Source organism: Spiroplasma endosymbiont of Polydrusus cervinus (assembly GCF_964019755.1).
GTDB lineage: Bacteria > Bacillota_I > Bacilli_A > Mycoplasmatales > Mycoplasmataceae > Spiroplasma.
The window spans coordinates 990,642-1,006,364 of sequence record NZ_OZ026469.1 but is presented as its reverse complement, the minus strand read 5'-3'; the positions used below and the strand labels follow the sequence as shown (position 1 = coordinate 1,006,364).

General features: G+C 24.7%; 19 protein-coding genes. 17 read left to right on the top strand and 2 right to left on the bottom strand.

Features of this window, described 5'->3' with window-relative positions:
* Positions 1-15: 15 nt before the first annotated feature.
* Together AACK78_RS06390 and AACK78_RS06385 are read right to left on the bottom strand one after the other, a co-directional pair.
* A complete protein-coding gene (locus AACK78_RS06390; protein ID WP_338955179.1) occupies positions 16-549 on the bottom strand; it encodes a hypothetical protein in 534 nt (177 codons plus the stop codon).
* Between the two features lie 15 nt (positions 550-564).
* Positions 565-1,653, bottom strand: a complete 1,089-nt coding sequence (locus AACK78_RS06385) for a hypothetical protein (RefSeq protein WP_338955177.1) — start codon at positions 1,651-1,653, stop codon at positions 565-567.
* 399 nt (positions 1,654-2,052) lie between these two features.
* Here AACK78_RS06385 and AACK78_RS06380 point away from each other — a divergent pair, with 399 nt between their 5' ends.
* The 17 genes from AACK78_RS06380 to AACK78_RS06300 all read left to right on the top strand — a co-directional run bounded on the left by AACK78_RS06380 (position 2,053) and on the right by AACK78_RS06300 (position 15,580).
* Positions 2,053-2,259 carry a hypothetical protein gene (locus tag AACK78_RS06380; RefSeq protein ID WP_338955176.1) on the top strand — a complete coding sequence of 69 codons (207 nt, stop codon included), beginning with the start codon at positions 2,053-2,055 and terminating at the stop codon, positions 2,257-2,259.
* A 167-nt stretch (positions 2,260-2,426) separates the two neighbouring features.
* On the top strand, positions 2,427-3,410 hold the full coding sequence (locus AACK78_RS06375) for a hypothetical protein (protein WP_338955175.1): 984 nt from the start codon (positions 2,427-2,429) through the stop codon (positions 3,408-3,410).
* A gap of 54 nt (positions 3,411-3,464) precedes the next feature.
* The gene (locus AACK78_RS06370; protein ID WP_338955174.1) at positions 3,465-3,833 is read left to right on the top strand and encodes a hypothetical protein; all 369 of its coding nucleotides are present in this window, start codon (positions 3,465-3,467) and stop codon (positions 3,831-3,833) included.
* Positions 3,834-3,839: 6 nt separating this feature from the next.
* The gene (locus AACK78_RS06365; RefSeq protein WP_338955172.1) at positions 3,840-4,547 is read left to right on the top strand and encodes a hypothetical protein; all 708 of its coding nucleotides are present in this window, start codon (positions 3,840-3,842) and stop codon (positions 4,545-4,547) included.
* A 349-nt stretch (positions 4,548-4,896) separates the two neighbouring features.
* Positions 4,897-5,199, top strand: a complete 303-nt coding sequence (locus AACK78_RS06360; RefSeq protein WP_338955110.1) for a hypothetical protein — start codon at positions 4,897-4,899, stop codon at positions 5,197-5,199.
* A gap of 304 nt (positions 5,200-5,503) precedes the next feature.
* Positions 5,504-5,656 carry a hypothetical protein gene (locus tag AACK78_RS06355; RefSeq protein WP_215825551.1) on the top strand — a complete coding sequence of 51 codons (153 nt, stop codon included), beginning with the start codon at positions 5,504-5,506 and terminating at the stop codon, positions 5,654-5,656.
* A gap of 314 nt (positions 5,657-5,970) precedes the next feature.
* A complete protein-coding gene (locus AACK78_RS06350; RefSeq protein ID WP_338955114.1) occupies positions 5,971-6,291 on the top strand; it encodes a hypothetical protein in 321 nt (106 codons plus the stop codon).
* Positions 6,292-6,434: 143 nt separating this feature from the next.
* Complete coding sequence (locus AACK78_RS06345) at positions 6,435-6,605, top strand: hypothetical protein (protein WP_338955115.1); 171 nt, start codon at positions 6,435-6,437, stop codon at positions 6,603-6,605.
* Between the two features lie 12 nt (positions 6,606-6,617).
* Entirely contained in the window at positions 6,618-6,866 is a 249-nt protein-coding gene (locus AACK78_RS06340; protein ID WP_338955117.1) for a hypothetical protein, read from the top strand.
* Between the two features lie 15 nt (positions 6,867-6,881).
* Entirely contained in the window at positions 6,882-7,349 is a 468-nt protein-coding gene (locus tag AACK78_RS06335) for a hypothetical protein (protein WP_338955119.1), read from the top strand.
* 37 nt (positions 7,350-7,386) lie between these two features.
* Positions 7,387-7,869: a hypothetical protein gene (locus AACK78_RS06330; RefSeq protein WP_338955170.1), complete on the top strand. Its 483-nt coding sequence runs from the start codon at positions 7,387-7,389 to the stop codon at positions 7,867-7,869.
* 1,264 nt (positions 7,870-9,133) lie between these two features.
* Positions 9,134-10,393 (top strand): DNA (cytosine-5-)-methyltransferase, encoded by a 1,260-nt coding sequence (gene dcm, locus AACK78_RS06325; RefSeq protein WP_338955125.1) that lies wholly within the window; start codon positions 9,134-9,136, stop codon positions 10,391-10,393.
* A 323-nt stretch (positions 10,394-10,716) separates the two neighbouring features.
* Positions 10,717-11,007, top strand: coding sequence for an Mbov_0395 family pilin-like conjugal transfer protein (locus AACK78_RS06320; RefSeq protein ID WP_338955168.1), 291 nt, complete (start codon positions 10,717-10,719; stop codon positions 11,005-11,007).
* A gap of 31 nt (positions 11,008-11,038) precedes the next feature.
* Positions 11,039-12,691, top strand: coding sequence for an Mbov_0396 family ICE element transmembrane protein (locus AACK78_RS06315; protein ID WP_338955166.1), 1,653 nt, complete (start codon positions 11,039-11,041; stop codon positions 12,689-12,691).
* Between the two features lie 64 nt (positions 12,692-12,755).
* The gene (locus AACK78_RS06310) at positions 12,756-13,466 is read left to right on the top strand and encodes a hypothetical protein (RefSeq protein ID WP_338955164.1); all 711 of its coding nucleotides are present in this window, start codon (positions 12,756-12,758) and stop codon (positions 13,464-13,466) included.
* 2 nt (positions 13,467-13,468) lie between these two features.
* Positions 13,469-13,603, top strand: coding sequence for a hypothetical protein (locus AACK78_RS06305; RefSeq protein WP_338955162.1), 135 nt, complete (start codon positions 13,469-13,471; stop codon positions 13,601-13,603).
* A 177-nt stretch (positions 13,604-13,780) separates the two neighbouring features.
* On the top strand, positions 13,781-15,580 hold the full coding sequence (locus AACK78_RS06300) for a hypothetical protein (protein WP_338955160.1): 1,800 nt from the start codon (positions 13,781-13,783) through the stop codon (positions 15,578-15,580).
* The last annotated feature ends 143 nt before the right edge of the window (positions 15,581-15,723 follow it).

Below are 15,723 nucleotides of genomic sequence, written 5' to 3'. Positions count from 1 at the left end.
TAAATCTCTTTTTTTCTATTCATCCTTAACTTTTATATTACCTTTATTATCAATTACTAAATAAGGTAAATTATTTTCTTCTAAATTTCAACGGTATATTGATTTAAAGTAAGTTTTATTTTTTATATATTCTCGTCATTGGACGATAGAAACAATATTATTAATTTTACCAATCACTAAATCTATTGGAAAATATGGGGCTTTATATAAAAATAATTCATAATTATTTTTTAAATCTATTTCTTTTGTTTGCTCATCAGATAAAAAAGTATCATTTAAAAATTTAATAATTTTTCAATCATCATTTTTATTTACACGCCATACAACAAAATATCATTTATCATCAACTTGATTGAATGGTTTTTCTTGTGGTGCTATTCATTCTAAATTTTTTTTAACAGTTTCATTCGTTGTGTCTATTTGATTTTCTTCTTTTAGTTTTGCTAATTCTTCGGGTGTATATTCTGCTACATTATTACAAGCAACTAAACTGGCTGTACTTATTCCAATTAAAGTGATTGTTATTAAGGAGACTAATATTTTTTTCATTTAATTATTTTTTTATTATCAATTAAGTGAATCTATTGAAATAGAATAATTAACATCTATATTTCCAATATAAACAGTTAAATCAGAAGAATTAATAGTTGCTTTGTTATTATTAATATTTTCAACTTTTATTTTATCAATATCTACCCGTGGATTTAATTCTTTTACTTTATTTTTGATTTGTTGTCCTGTTGGGTTAGATAAATTATTAGTTTTAAATTCGCCTAAAGTATTATTATTAATAACTGTACTTAGTAATACAGATTTATCAACTGTAAAATTGATATCTAATATATCAGAAACAGTATCATTATTTGGTCTACAACTAATTTTTGCATTTGTAGAATTTATAATATTAATGTTCAAAAAATTTAAAAAGCTACTTTTTAACATTATAGGGTATAATTCTTTTATTTTATCTTTAATTTGATTATCTGTTGGTATACTTAGACCATTAGTTTTTATTACACCCAAATTATTATTTTTTATATAAAAACCTAGTGGTAAGGTATATTTAACATCTGTTTCACCAGTATAAACGTTTATATCATTTGAAGTAATTTTAGAAGAATGTGTACTAAGTAGTTTAATATTAATTTTTGAAATGTTTAATGACGGAAATAATTTTTTTAATTTATCTTTAATTTGTATTTCACTTATATTTACAATATTTTGTTTACCCTCCTCATTATCAATTATTTGACCTAAACTAGTATTATTTGGAATTATAGTATTTAAATCAACAGATTTATCAATTATAAAATTAATTGTTTTCGTATTACTAAAACCAGTTAGAGTGATTACCGCGCTATTTTCAGTAATTTTTGTAACATTAATGTTATTAATATTTAATTGCGGATTTAATTCTTTTACTTTATTTTTTATTTGTTTTTCAGTTGGTCTGTCAGCTCCATTAGTTTTAAATATATGTTTAGTTTGATTGTTTTTTGTGTCTCTTTTATTTTTATTTATATTTAAACCTGTTCAATTTAATTCAGATAAATCTTTAATAGTATTTTTTTGATAAGGAATATCAGCAATCATTATTGGCACACCAGTTCCACTAATTGTTAATATGCTTAATAAACTTAGTAATTTTTTCATACTTATATTTCTCCCTTTTTCAATTTCTATTGACATTATATATATATATATATATATATACAAGCAAAATTATGAATTATTTTAAAAATTTTATTTTGTTAAATAACCATTATCACGCGTTTTAAGACCTAAAATGGTAATAAAATATATTAAGTTTAGTATTTATGTATAAAAAGTATTGTATTGGTAAAATAATAGTATATAATTAATTCATAGGTTTAATCTTTTTCCGTAAAAAAGAGTTATGCTGACTTGTTAATCGAACAAGAATAAAAAAAAGAGGAGTTTATAAAAATGGCACTTATAAAAGAACAATTAATCGAATAAGGTTTAAGTGAAGGGATTGCGGAAAATATCTTAAATCAGTTTAATAATGAAGCAAAACAAATTAGAGAAAGTGTGCAAAAACGCGAAGATGTTATATCAAAAGAAGACTTTATTAAATTATCTAATGAATTAGATGAATTAAAAGCCTTTAAAGATGTTCCATCTACTAAAATTGAAGATATTAAAACTAATTTAGAAAAAGTTAGTGGTAGTTCTTTATCTGAAAAAATGCAAACTTTAAAAGAATTAAAACCTGATTTGTTTGTGCAAGAACAATAATCAGTTTCACCCACTAATTTTATTAAAGAAATGATTGAAAATTCGGTTGAAAATAAGAATGATGAAATTGAAACTATTAAAGAAAAAGGAGCATATACTCCTGAGGAAATTAAAAAATTAACTGATTATACACTTAAAAACCTTAGATAATAAGGGAGTGAAATATTATGGCAACAATTAATTTGCCACAAGCACATTTTACATTACAAGGTAATACAACAGGTCAAAAAGCCTATGTTGATATGGTTAATGCTATGCTAAGAGGACCATTAATGAATGAGCATGCAAGTATTATGCAATATGCAACTGCAACTGCTGAACAAGTTGCTTGATTACCTAATGCAGGACAAGCGTTATATAATTTAACTCATCGTGTGGTATGACAAGATGATTATTCATTACCAAATGGTGGGGCAACTCAAACTATGGGATTAACAAGAATTCCGGTGCCTATTAATAAAAGATTTAATTTAAAATTAATGAATGAAGCATTTGACTTAGCAATGATAGAACAAAATATTAAAAATGGTGTTATTGCTAACGCTATTTCTAGTATTGTACAGAATAAATTTGTTAACTTAGAATGTGAATTAATTCAAGCTATTTATGATTATTGTTTAGCAGATGGTCAATATGAAGTAATTCCATTTCGTAGTTATACAGCCGATAGTGCTGATGAAGCAAATAAAGCATTCTTTACATTAAATGAAACTTTGATTGAATTAACTAATCAAATTAGTAATCTATATTTTGGTTTGCCAACCGATAAAATTTTTATGGTTTTAGGTCGAAGAGCCTATTTAGGATTAACACCTGCTTATTTAAAAGTAATTGGTTCACAAGCTCAATTAAAAGCAATGGTTAATGGTGAATTATATGAAAATACCGCAATGGGTATTCCGGTATCGAAAAGTTTTCATTTAGAAAAAACATATACAAAAGGACAAGTTAACCGAGATAAGGGTTATAATTTTACTAATGTAAATGGTCTACTTATTAATAAACAAGTATGAGCATATCCAATTAATATGGATACTATTCAACAAGTTTTAGATAATGATACTGCTAACCCTAAATGAATTGGTAAAGTACAATATGCAACACCAACAATTTTATATCCAAAAACATGTAAGATTATTTTAGAAAAATAACCAACACAAGAAGAAATAAATACTGCTAAAAGTAATTTAAATAAAACATTTAGAGTGCCGGTTGATTATGAAATTTCTACACCAATAAATACAACAAAATCTAATGCAATTTTAACACCAGACGTTGCTAAAATAGATATTAGTAAAATTAATAAAATAGACAAACCAATCATTCATGTTGCAAACACAGCAAGTACAACACCAGAAGAATTAAAACCACAATTTAAAGATGTTGTTTTAAAAGCAGTTAAAACAGTAGATAGTTCTTTAACTGAAAATGATTTTGATTATTCTATTAATCCTAAAGGTGAAGACTGACCAATTGATATTACAAATGATAAAATTGTTGAAGTTTTAATTGAAGGTAAAAACAAAGCAACTGGTAAAACAAAGTCAATTGAAGTAGTAATTAAAAATTCTTAATAAACAATGAATTTATTAATATTACGAATTTTAACTTTATTAACAGAAAATTTAGGAAATAAACCTTTAATAAATAAGTTTGTTAATTTAATTAATAAGGTTAATAAGTTTGCTTCATATTATGCTAATCCTTTTCAAAAGATTACAAATAAAATTGAAGATATTTATCAGTGATTAAATCCTTATACTTATTTAAATTTAATTAAAAAAGATCATAAAAAAGAAATACAGCAAATATTAAATAAATTAGAAAAAGATAACAATATTAAAAATAGAGAACAATTTAAAAAAGAAAATTATCTAAATACTAATTGACAACCTTTAAATAGTAGTTGGCTTAATAGTGGTATGTTTAATATAACAAATAAGTTAACTTTAACAGGTAATTTAACTATTTTAATATATACAAAAACAGCAAAACATCCGAAATTTTATGGTCCATATGTTTATCCTAGTGTTCCAGTTGAAATTTGAAAATTATTAAGTAATGCTGTGTCTAATGCAGGAACTTTATTTTGGCGTTATTGATTAAGAAAATGATTACCTAGTCATTTAAGAGATTATATTAAAAAACGATTACCACAAGAATTAAAAGAAAAATATCCAAAAGGAAATATTAAATTAACATTACCACATATTCAAAAATTACAACAAATTAAAAGGTTTATTAATAATTTAAAGATTGGCCATTTTAATTTCAATTTGACCGCATAAAGAAATCGTTTGGTGAGAATTTTAAAAAAACTACTAAGAAAAAGACTGAGATAAAATAAGTCTTTTTTAATTAGGTTAAAATTGTCGTTAACCTTGCTTAGTTTAAAAAAATAATAGCAAAACCAACCGAATAAAACTCTCCTACTTGGAATGTCGTTAAACCAAGCAAGCGAGGATAAACAATATAGGGGTGGCCGTACCGCTACGACATAATGGAGGCAATTCTTTTAGGCAATATAAAAGAGTTATCGTGGTTTGGGGATAAATCTTTAACCTGCAATGGTCAAATGGTAAGTGTTCCACAATAAAAAAATTTAGAAATCTTACTATTTATAAGGAGGTTTTGAAAGTGTCTTTAAAAGAACTCTGTTGAAAAGAGTTAAAAATTAAATTAGCAAATAAGACAATATCAATTAATAAATGTCAGTGTTATATCAATGAGTACTTTACAAAATTAACCAAAAATAGAAAAGGTGGTTGATATTGTAAAAAATATGCTCGGCATTGTTTAGCAAGGTTAGAATTTATTAATAAACAAAAAATAAATGCTAAACTTTGATTTTTAACTTTGCAATGCCAAAATAATCATCAAATTATTAAAAAATTAATTTTTGAACAAAATAAATGGAAAATTATTAATATCAAAAATTAGGAAATATATATAGATGTAAGAAATTTCACAAAGTGGTCAAGCTGGAACACTAAAAAATAAACGAAGTGGGAGGATATCTGATAAGGTTAATCAACTAATTAAATTATTACTACACGGGGCAGAAGAGTAGTCGCAAGTGATTAACCAAACCAATGCCTAAGGGAAACTCTACCTAAATGAGAAAAAGCAATAAAGTTATTTAACAAATAACTAATGATAAACAAAAAGAAAAGAGAGAGAGTAAGACAATTGTTTACTCTCTATTTTATATAACAAAAAAATAAATGAGGAAAGGAAAATATATATGCTCGAAAATAATATCAAAAATACAATTAGTGATTTAATTAACGAAATTAAAACAACAACAGAAAACAATTTAAGCAATTTAGAACAAATTATGGAAGCTTTAATTGACAAAGTTAACAATATTGAAAATATCTTAAATCAAATAAGATAAAAAAATTAAACCAACTATTTATTAAAATTAGTTGGTTTTTTATTTTTGATAAATAAAAAATAAAGGAGATGAAAAAGTATGTCTGAAAATACTTTTATTAAATGCAAAAAATGTGGAACACCAAATCAGTTTCACAAAGTTAACCATCGTGAAAAAACAGAATGATTTGAAGATGTTTATTATACTGAATATTAAAATTTTATTTTTTTAAACTTAATATTTTATAAAATAGACGACGATTGTAAAGATTTATGATACAGTAATAATTATTTTTTTTCAAAAAATAATTATATTGGAAATGAGGGTTTCAAATAATGAATATAACAGAATCAATTAAATTTGATAAAATTAAAGAAGAAAATGAAAAACTTAAAAAAGAACTTGTTGAAAAAGATAAACAAATTAAAAATTTAGAAAAAGAATGAGAAATTCTTGTATGTGATAAATATGAATTACAACAAACACAATTATATAAAGAAAATTTTACAGTATATAAATATTGTATTAATTGTAGAGGTGAAGAATTTCCTTTTGACAATAAGTGTCGAACTTGTGGATGAGAAAGAATAATTAATTTAAAAGATAATTCATTATATGACAGATTACCTAGTAAGAAGGATAAAACATGTATTTAGTTATAAAAGATTCAGATAATATAAAAGATCATTATAAAATAACGGATTTAATTTCAAAAAATACCGATCATTAAGAAAAAGAAAACTTTTGATATAAATTTAGTTTAGAACAATATTGAACGGAATATTGTTGATCAAGCGGAATGATAGATAATATAAAAGATATTGATGAATATTTAATAAAAAAGTTTAAAGAATTACAAGAAAAATCGTGAAATGAAATTATAGAAAATTATGTTGAAGATAAATTTGGTTATATAGTGGTAAATCATTTATCTGATATTAATTGAAAAAAGATCCAGACAAAAATATAGAACCAGTTCGTTATGAAGCGGTTCTATGGTTTAATTAATTATTTATTTTTAAACTACTATTGGATATTAATTTTAGGAAAAATAAAATTAAAAGCAAAAAAGCGAGGTGATTATCATAAAAAAGATTATTCAAAACCAAAAGCAAAATTAAATGGAAATATAATTATTGACTGTATTAGATGTGAACAAGAGTTCGCTATTTTAAATTCAGAATGATTAACGCTTAATAAATTCTATAAATGCCAAAAATGTAAAAAATAAAGTGAGGTATTAAATATGATAAAAAAAATTTATTTAAACCAAAATATAATTTCACAAGAAATAAATAATAAAACACACATTTTAATAAACAAACAAAAAGATTGCGTTGTTTTAGATAAAAATTGTTTAGGTTTATCAAGTTATCAAAATTATTTTAGTTTAGAAATTGATGAAAATAAAAATTATATGGTTCATAGTAGGGTTAATAATAAAAATGGTAATATTGTGGGAAAAAATTTAATTTTATATTTTGAAAAATTAAAACAAGAAAATGAAAAACAGTTTAATTTACAAAGCAAAAATTATGCTAATAATGATTTACTAAATGAATATAACAATCATTATGATAACAAAACAACACAACAAAAATTAACATCAGAACAATTAAAACAATTACTAGAAGATTTAGAAAATATTGATAACCCCAATTATTGAGATAATGGTTTTTATTTAGGATACAACAAATATGAAAAAAATAATTAGTTTGTTATCAATATTTTTGTTATCGTATACAAACACGGTGAATTTGATTAGTTGTGGTAATATTGCAAATAACAACAAACCATACTTACCACCAACAAAACCGAATAAACCAATAATAAAAGATGTTTTTTACTATGAAAAATTAAAACAAGAAATTACAGCAGAAACCAAAGAATATGATGAAATAATTAAAGAATTTGAAAATAGTAAAAATGATTATGAAAACGAAACAGATTATCAAACAGAACTAAAACAAACACAAGCAGAAAAATTTATTAAAATGTCTGAACTAAATAATTGTGAATATCAAATTTTACTATGTCAAAAAGAAAACAAATTTACTGAGGAACAAAAACAACAAGCAATTAAGTTGTTAGAAAACCAAATTAACAACTTAAATAGTGCTTTAAATTTACTAAACGAAATTAAAAATAGTGATTTTGATCAGAAAGATTTAGAAAAAATTCAAACAAAGTTTAAAAATACAAAAATTATTTTAGATGAAATTAAAAACAATTAAGAAAGGAATGATTTAATGTGAAAAAATATAAAATTAATAAATTAAGATTATTTTTTAGTTGCATATCAATTATAATGTGTGTTTTAATGACCACAGTTTTAATTTTATGTAGAGAATGATATTCAAGTGAAAACTTATTAATTTTTTCAATATATATTTGTTTCTGTTGTTATAATTCTGCTTTTGTTGGTTTGTTTATAGTATTTACTTTGAGTGAAATTTCAGAATTTATAGACAACAAAAAAATAAAACAAGATAAGTAATTACTTTATTTCAAAAAATTTAAATAGTTAGTTATAATTTTATCTATTTTATTTAAAAAATAATGATTTTCAATATTAATTTCATATTCTATACATTGATTTTTTATTTTATTTTTTAATTCTATATACATATCTAAATGTTTAATAGTTAATATTTTATGATTATTTAATATTCAAAATTTATTAGCAATTATTATTCCAAAATTACTCTTTACTATAAACCAACAATATATTGAAAAAAAATGGAATTCCTATTGAAATAGTATATAATAATCAATTTTGATTTTCTAATTTAATTAAAAAATTTGAAATTAATAATAATAAAGAAAATAAGATAGAAAACAAAGGCACAGCAATAATAATAAAACTCGAAAATATGAAAATACAATATAAAATTCAAACAAACAAATGCTTAGTACTTTTTTTCATTTTTACCCCATTAATTTGATTTTAATAAAATACTAAAATATAAATCTAAATAAATTATATATAAATTTTAAAAGAAAGGAATAAATTTAATGTGAAAAAATTTTTTAAAAAAGGAGGAAAAAATGATATTTTTAAAATTTGTTTAACGAGTTTATTGATAACAATAACAACAACATTTTTGTTTTTTATTTTAAAATATGGCCATCATCTAGTTTTAAGTATAACGAATGAGGAATACAGATTGCTTTTTTCCGTTTAATTATATACATTATCCTTGTTGTTGTGGATATTCTTTTTATTGGAAAAATAATATTTGATTTGTTATTTTGTATTTGAGAACTAATTGAAAATAAAAAACAAAACAAAAATAATAAAAATAACACAAAAACAAGATAACTAATATCTTGTTTTTTTAGAAAGAGGTGCAGAAATGATAAATTGTCCGTTGTGTAAATATGTCCATCATATTTATAATGAAAACAATACCCAAATATTATTTTTTTGTTCTTATAGGCATCCCAATCCATGAATCATTTTAGATAAAAGAAAAATTAGAAGAACGATGGTTTGTTATGCTTAAAATAATTGAATTATTTGCTGGGATTGGAAGTCAAAGAAAAGCTTTAGAAAAGATTGGAATTAACCACAAAGTAATTGCATTTTGTGATAACGATAAATACGCTGAAAAATCATATCGAGCAATATTTAATGATTATGACACACAAAATTTAGGAGATATTACTAAACTAGAAACTTTACCGTATGCTGATTTAATAACTTGATCATTTCCATGCCAAGACATATCAAATGCCAATAATAATGGGCGAGGATTAAATGGCAAGCGAAGTGGTTTAGCTTACAAGGTTGTTGATTTAATAAAAACAATGCCAACTAAACCAAAATATCTTTTAATGGAAAATGTACCAAATTTATTAAATAAAAAGTTTTTTGTCGGATTTCAAAATCTTCAAAATCAACTTGGTGAATTAGGATATTATAACCAATATTTTACAATGAATGCCAAAGATTATGGAGTTCCCCAAAATCGGAAAAGATTGTTTATGATTTCAACATTAAAGCAAGATTTTACATTTCAATATCCCCAACCTTGTAATTTAAAATTTTTGGTAAAAGATATTTTAGAAAATAATGTAAATGAAAAATATTTTATTAGACAAGAATCAATGAAAAAAGCAATTGAAAACAATAAACTTAAAATTATTGAACAATGTGCTTATACAATTACAACAAAACAAATGCGATGAGGAAACGCTGGAATTATTGCAATTCCCAATGATATAAAATTTAATGCTCGTGGCAAAATGGAAATAGACTTTAATTCTTATCAACAAGAAAGTAGAGTATATGATGCTAGTAATGAAAATACATATCTAGATACATTAACTACAAATTCAAAATCAGCAAAAATTGCAACTCCAATTAAAAATTATAGAAATTTTATTGTTTTACCACGAGCAAAAGATGGTTTACTAGTTAATGGTTCATATAATCGGTTTTGAAAAACAGAAAATAACTATATGGGAACAATCGCAGCAAGTAATATCAATAAAATCATCGTTGATAAACATAAATTACAACAACAAGATAGTAGTAAAATACTATCTTTTTTAATTAATGAAAAAGAATATTTTTTGCGAGTATTAACTCCAAAAGAATGTTGATTATTAATGGGATTTAGTAATAAAGACTTTGATAAAGCAAGCAAAGTTGTTTCAGAAACCCAACTTTATAAACAAGCTGGCAATAGTATTGTTGTGGATGTGCTAGAAAGAATTTTTACAGCAATGTTTCAAATAGAAAGGAAAAATTAAAGATGCAAAATAAGAGAAAAGTTTGATGAAAATGGATTTTATATCCTTTGACAATTATAATCGGAATTTTGTTGCTAGTAATTTCCCCTATTTTGTTTTTAATTTCCCTTGGAATTGATTGTGATCTGATATTAGGTGATTTATTATTGCGTTTATTTTTTCTACCTTTCGAAAGGAAAGACAAAAATGGCTAAGAAAAACAATATTAAAAATTACTTTAATAATCAACAACAATATTATCAAAAGAAGAAAAATAATTTTTATAAAAAAATTAATAAATTTAACAAAAGAAAATTTTTAAAATAACAAAGGAGGACGAAAATGTGAAAGCAAACAACACAGCAGATTTTAGCGGAATAATTGATGTTGCCATAATGTGAACTAATATTGTTTTGGGAGTTATTCTAACATTGCAAGTTATATTTGCAGGTTGAAAATTAATTATTATTTTAATTTCAATAATGCGAAATGCCGATAATCCAGAGGCGCGAGCAAATGATCTAGGTGCTTTAAAATGACCAATTGTCAGAATTATTGCTTCTTTGGTAGTAATTGCCATAATTAATGTTTTTCTGCAAGCTTATAAAGGATATAATCCCGCGATTGGCGGATAGTTTATATAAAAATGAAAGGAAGTGATAAAAAATGATAGTTAATGCACTGTATAAATTAATATGATCAATTTTTGTACAAGGGCCATTGCAATTAATCGCATCATTTAACACCGTCCTAAATTATTTAACGGGCGGTGTGGTTGGTGATTTAATGTTTGGATCAAAACAAGAATTTAGTTTTCAAAATATCCCAATGGCATTCTGATATTTTGTAATTAGTGCTGTTTGTTTATTTGCTTTAATTTTTACAATTACCATGATTAAAATTTTGTTTCAAGATGCTACCGAAACAAAAACAAAATTTATTGTTGCTTTACAAAATGGTAGTAAAGCGTTTGTTTTTATTTTTTTCATTCCAATATTTTTCTTTTTGGCAAATTTTGCAATGGCCAACATTGCCAAAATGATTACATCGGGGTTTGGGGGTGAAAACGGAAATATTGCCAATTACCTATACAATATTGGAAATGCCAATTGAGATGGTGGTGGCGATAATATACCAAGCAATTATTCCTATCCTGATAATATTGGTGATTTTAATATGATTGCCGAAGTTTTTGGAGTATGATTTATGTTATTTGCAATGTTTATGATTGGAATTGTTTTGGTACAAAAAATAATCGAATTGTTTTTCTTATTTATTATTTCACCATGAGTAATGGTTGCCATGACTATTGACAATGGTAAAGGAGCATTTATTTGAAAAGATATGGTAATTGCAAAATTTCTAGCATCAACTGCCACTTTAACAGGATATTTTATTTTTATGACAACAATTCAAACAATTTTAAGCACTAATTTAGCAGGATTAGGCATTGAGGGAATTGGAAAATCATTGTTTGTTATTCTGATGATGTGTGGTGGCGGATTGGCAGTAATGGCGTTTTCGGATGTTGTTGCCAACTTAATTGGTGAAGCAGCTGGTGTTCGGGAAGGTATGAGTTCAATGAAATCAACTGTTGCTGGTGGAATGATGGCAATGGGGGCTGCTAAAATGGCAGGAAAAGCATTCGGATTTGCCAAAAGTAAAAGAGCCAAACGAGCAATGGCAATGGGTGGTACTAGTATGGCAGATAAAACCATGAATGCGATGGGTTATGGCGATGGTGATTGAGGGGATAATGAAACATCAAACAGTCAATCTCGCCAAGAAAAACCACTTGACTTTCGCCATTTCTGACACGCTACCGAGGGAATGAGTTCGCGTGCTGGGATTGTCGGGTTAGCAGGCTTCGGACTTGGAGTCACAACACTTGCCACAAGTAAACTAGTGGGGGCTGCTCGCGGCGGTGGAACAAAAGGATTCTTCCGCCAAATTGGAATTGGAGTTGCAACACCATTCAAAGCAATTGGTAAAAGATTTAATCCACAATTGACTAGCAAAGGAAATCAAGAAAACAAAAGAAATACAAAAGATTTAAGTGATTGAAAAACTGAGTCTTTAAATAAAAAACTAGGTAAAGTAAGTAAAGTCAAAAATAAATTAAACATTCCAAATAATAGTTTTGTTTTTGTTAATCCACAAAATAAGCAACAAGCAAAACATAATAAACCAGTTAAAAAAGTTTATAAAAAAGAAGATAAATTTAATAAAAATATTGGTAGTCATATTACAAAACAAAATACTAGAAACAAAAAATGAACAGAACAAGCAACCAAAAAAGCAGAAAAGAAAAAGTCATAATTTAAAAAACACCTGACAAAAACAATAAATATGTGTATAATCTAATTAAAAGGATTGATAAATCATGGGATTATGACGATTATTAGGTGGCGAAGTCAACTGAGAATGCGTTGCCAGAATGCAAAATAAAGAACATTTGCGAGAAATTCATGCTGCAATTATTGATGCACTCGGGGGGGGTTCATCCATCAATATTCCGCTAAGCATTGATAGATTAAATGATGATGACAAAAATAATGTCATGTGAGTGTTAGAAAAGTTTGGTCGTAGTGTCCCAACAACCGCTAAATATCGATGATTAAAACCAGTTGATGGTATTGGAAATTTACATTCCAGAAGATTTGAATATAATCAAATAAGATGAGATCAAGCGTGAGAATGATACGACGAATATAAAAGCGGAGCAATTCCATTTCTCAAATATCGCATTCAAATCCGCGAAAAAGAATTAGAAGAAGATGAAAGTAAATTTGTTCTTTATAAACAAGAAATAGAATATTATGAAATATGAAGAAAAAGTGAAAATAAAACAAAATGAAATAAAATAGATAAACCATCTAAAACAACACATAAATTAATAAAATACTACGAAGAAAATATTACTAAACAAAAATCAGAAATTGCAAAATTAAAAAGAGAATTAGAATCATTGAAAGCAAAAGAAATACAAACACAACAAGAAAAGAAACCTGACTTAACCCTTGAAAATGAAAATTTACGCTTAAAAAAAGAAATTTTAGAAATAGAACTAAAATTAAAAGAAGGAAACAAATAAAAATGAAAAAACTTTTAAGTATATTAAGTATATTAACAATTAGTGGAACTACTATACCAACAACAATTGCTGCCAGTCCTTATCAAAAAGAAACAAAATCAAAAATAAATAAAAGACAAAAAAGAAGCAATAATTAAAATATAATTAAAACAAAAGTTGTAATTAAAGCAAATTGAATAATTAGATCTGCTGGAATAATATTAAATAATAAAGTTTATTTTGGTTCGAGTGATCATAATGTTTATGAGTATGATCCAGTAACGGTACAACAAAAAATCGTTATTAGAACAGAGGGGGAAATTTGATCTTCTGGTGTGGTTTTCAATAATAAGTTATATTTTGGTTCAGATGATCATAATGTTTATGAGTATGATCCAGTAACAGAACAACAAAAAATTGTCATGACAGCAAGTAATTGGATAAGATCTCTTGGCATTGGTGTAAGCTTAAACAATAAGTTATATTTTGGTTCAGGAGATAAAAATGTTTATGAGTATGATCCAGTAACGGGACAACAAAAAATCGTTATTAGAACAGAGGGGGAAATTTGATTTTCTGGTGTAGTTTTCAATAATAAGTTATATTTTGGTGCAACAGATAAAAATGTTTATGAATATGATCCAGTAACAAGAAAACAAAAAATCGTTATTATAGCAGAGGGGGCTGTCCAAACTTCTGGTGTAGTTTTCAATAATAAAGTTTATTTTGGTGCAACAGATAAAAATGTTTATGAATATGATCCAGTAACAGGACAACAAAAAGTTGTTATTAGAACAGACGGTGAAATTCATGGGGGCGGAATTGATTTCAAAAATAAATTGTATTTTGGTTCAGATGATTATAATATTTATGAATATGATCCAGTAACAGGACAACAAAAAGTTGTCATGACAGCAAATGAAAAAATTCGAACTTTTGGGGTAATATTTAATAATAAATTATATTTTTGTTCAGGAGATAAAAATTTTTATGAGTATGATCCAGTAACAGGACAAAAAAGAATTATATTTACAACAGATTCATGAAATGAATCTTCTGGTGTAGTTTTCAATAATAAGTTATATTTTGGATCCGCAGATGGTAATGTTTATGAATATAGTGAGTACCGTTTAGATTCAAATTTAGGACAAATTAATGATAATTCTGATAATGCAATTTTAAATGAATTAAATTATTTAAACCCCGATATAGACATATCACAATTAGAAGTTATTAACAAAACAAACACATCAGTTACAATTAAATCAAAAAACAAGAAATATTTTGATGAATTTATTTTTAATTTTATAATTAAAAATAAAGATGAGGTTAATGTTATTAACTTAAATGAATTAATTAAAAAGGCAATATTTTTTAAATTTCGAGATGAAAATCCTAATTTAAAATTTAAAGAAATAAAAGATATTAATACTAATAATTTAATTTTTTCAAATGTTGAAGTAACAAAAAAAATAAATTCATTATCAAAATCTATTAATAAAAAAAGTATATGTTCTAATAAAGAATTTATTAATAAGACTACAAATGTAAGATCATTTAATATACCCGTTTGTGTATATAATTCAAAATATAAATTAACATTTCAAATTGTAATAGGACTAATTAACAAAAACAATGAAAACAAATTAAATGGTTGAAGTATAAATTATGATGATGAAATGAAGTTGGTGGAATTTGTAAATCCAAATGTTAGTGAAAATAATGAGATTATTAATGAATTATCAAATAATTTTGATTTATCAAATATAAATAAACAAGAACAAGAAACAGTTATACATTATTTAAATGAGTCTAGTGATAAATTTGAACTTAACTCAAATGAAAAATTACAAATTAATTATTCTCCATTAATAATTAATAAATATAAAAATATATTAAATTTAAAACAAAAAGTTATGGGGACAGTTACTGCTAAAATAGTTAGTTCTTCTAATGAAGAACAAATGGTTACATTTTCAATTAAAGAAGCAATACAAATATTGCAAAATTATAGTTTATTACCAGATGAAATTATTATTAATGAAGATAATAGTATAACTTTTAATGGAAAAGCACTTATTTCATCAGAAATAGAAAGCAAAATAAGAACAGATGTAACTATCTCTGTAGTATAAAATAAGAAAACTTATGAAAAAAATATTAAGTATTTTAGGTACAATTAGTTTATTTGGAACAAGTATAACCAGTTTGGCTGATTGTTGTGATATATTAGAAAAATATTTTTAATAAATAAATATTTAAAATGGCAATTTAATTA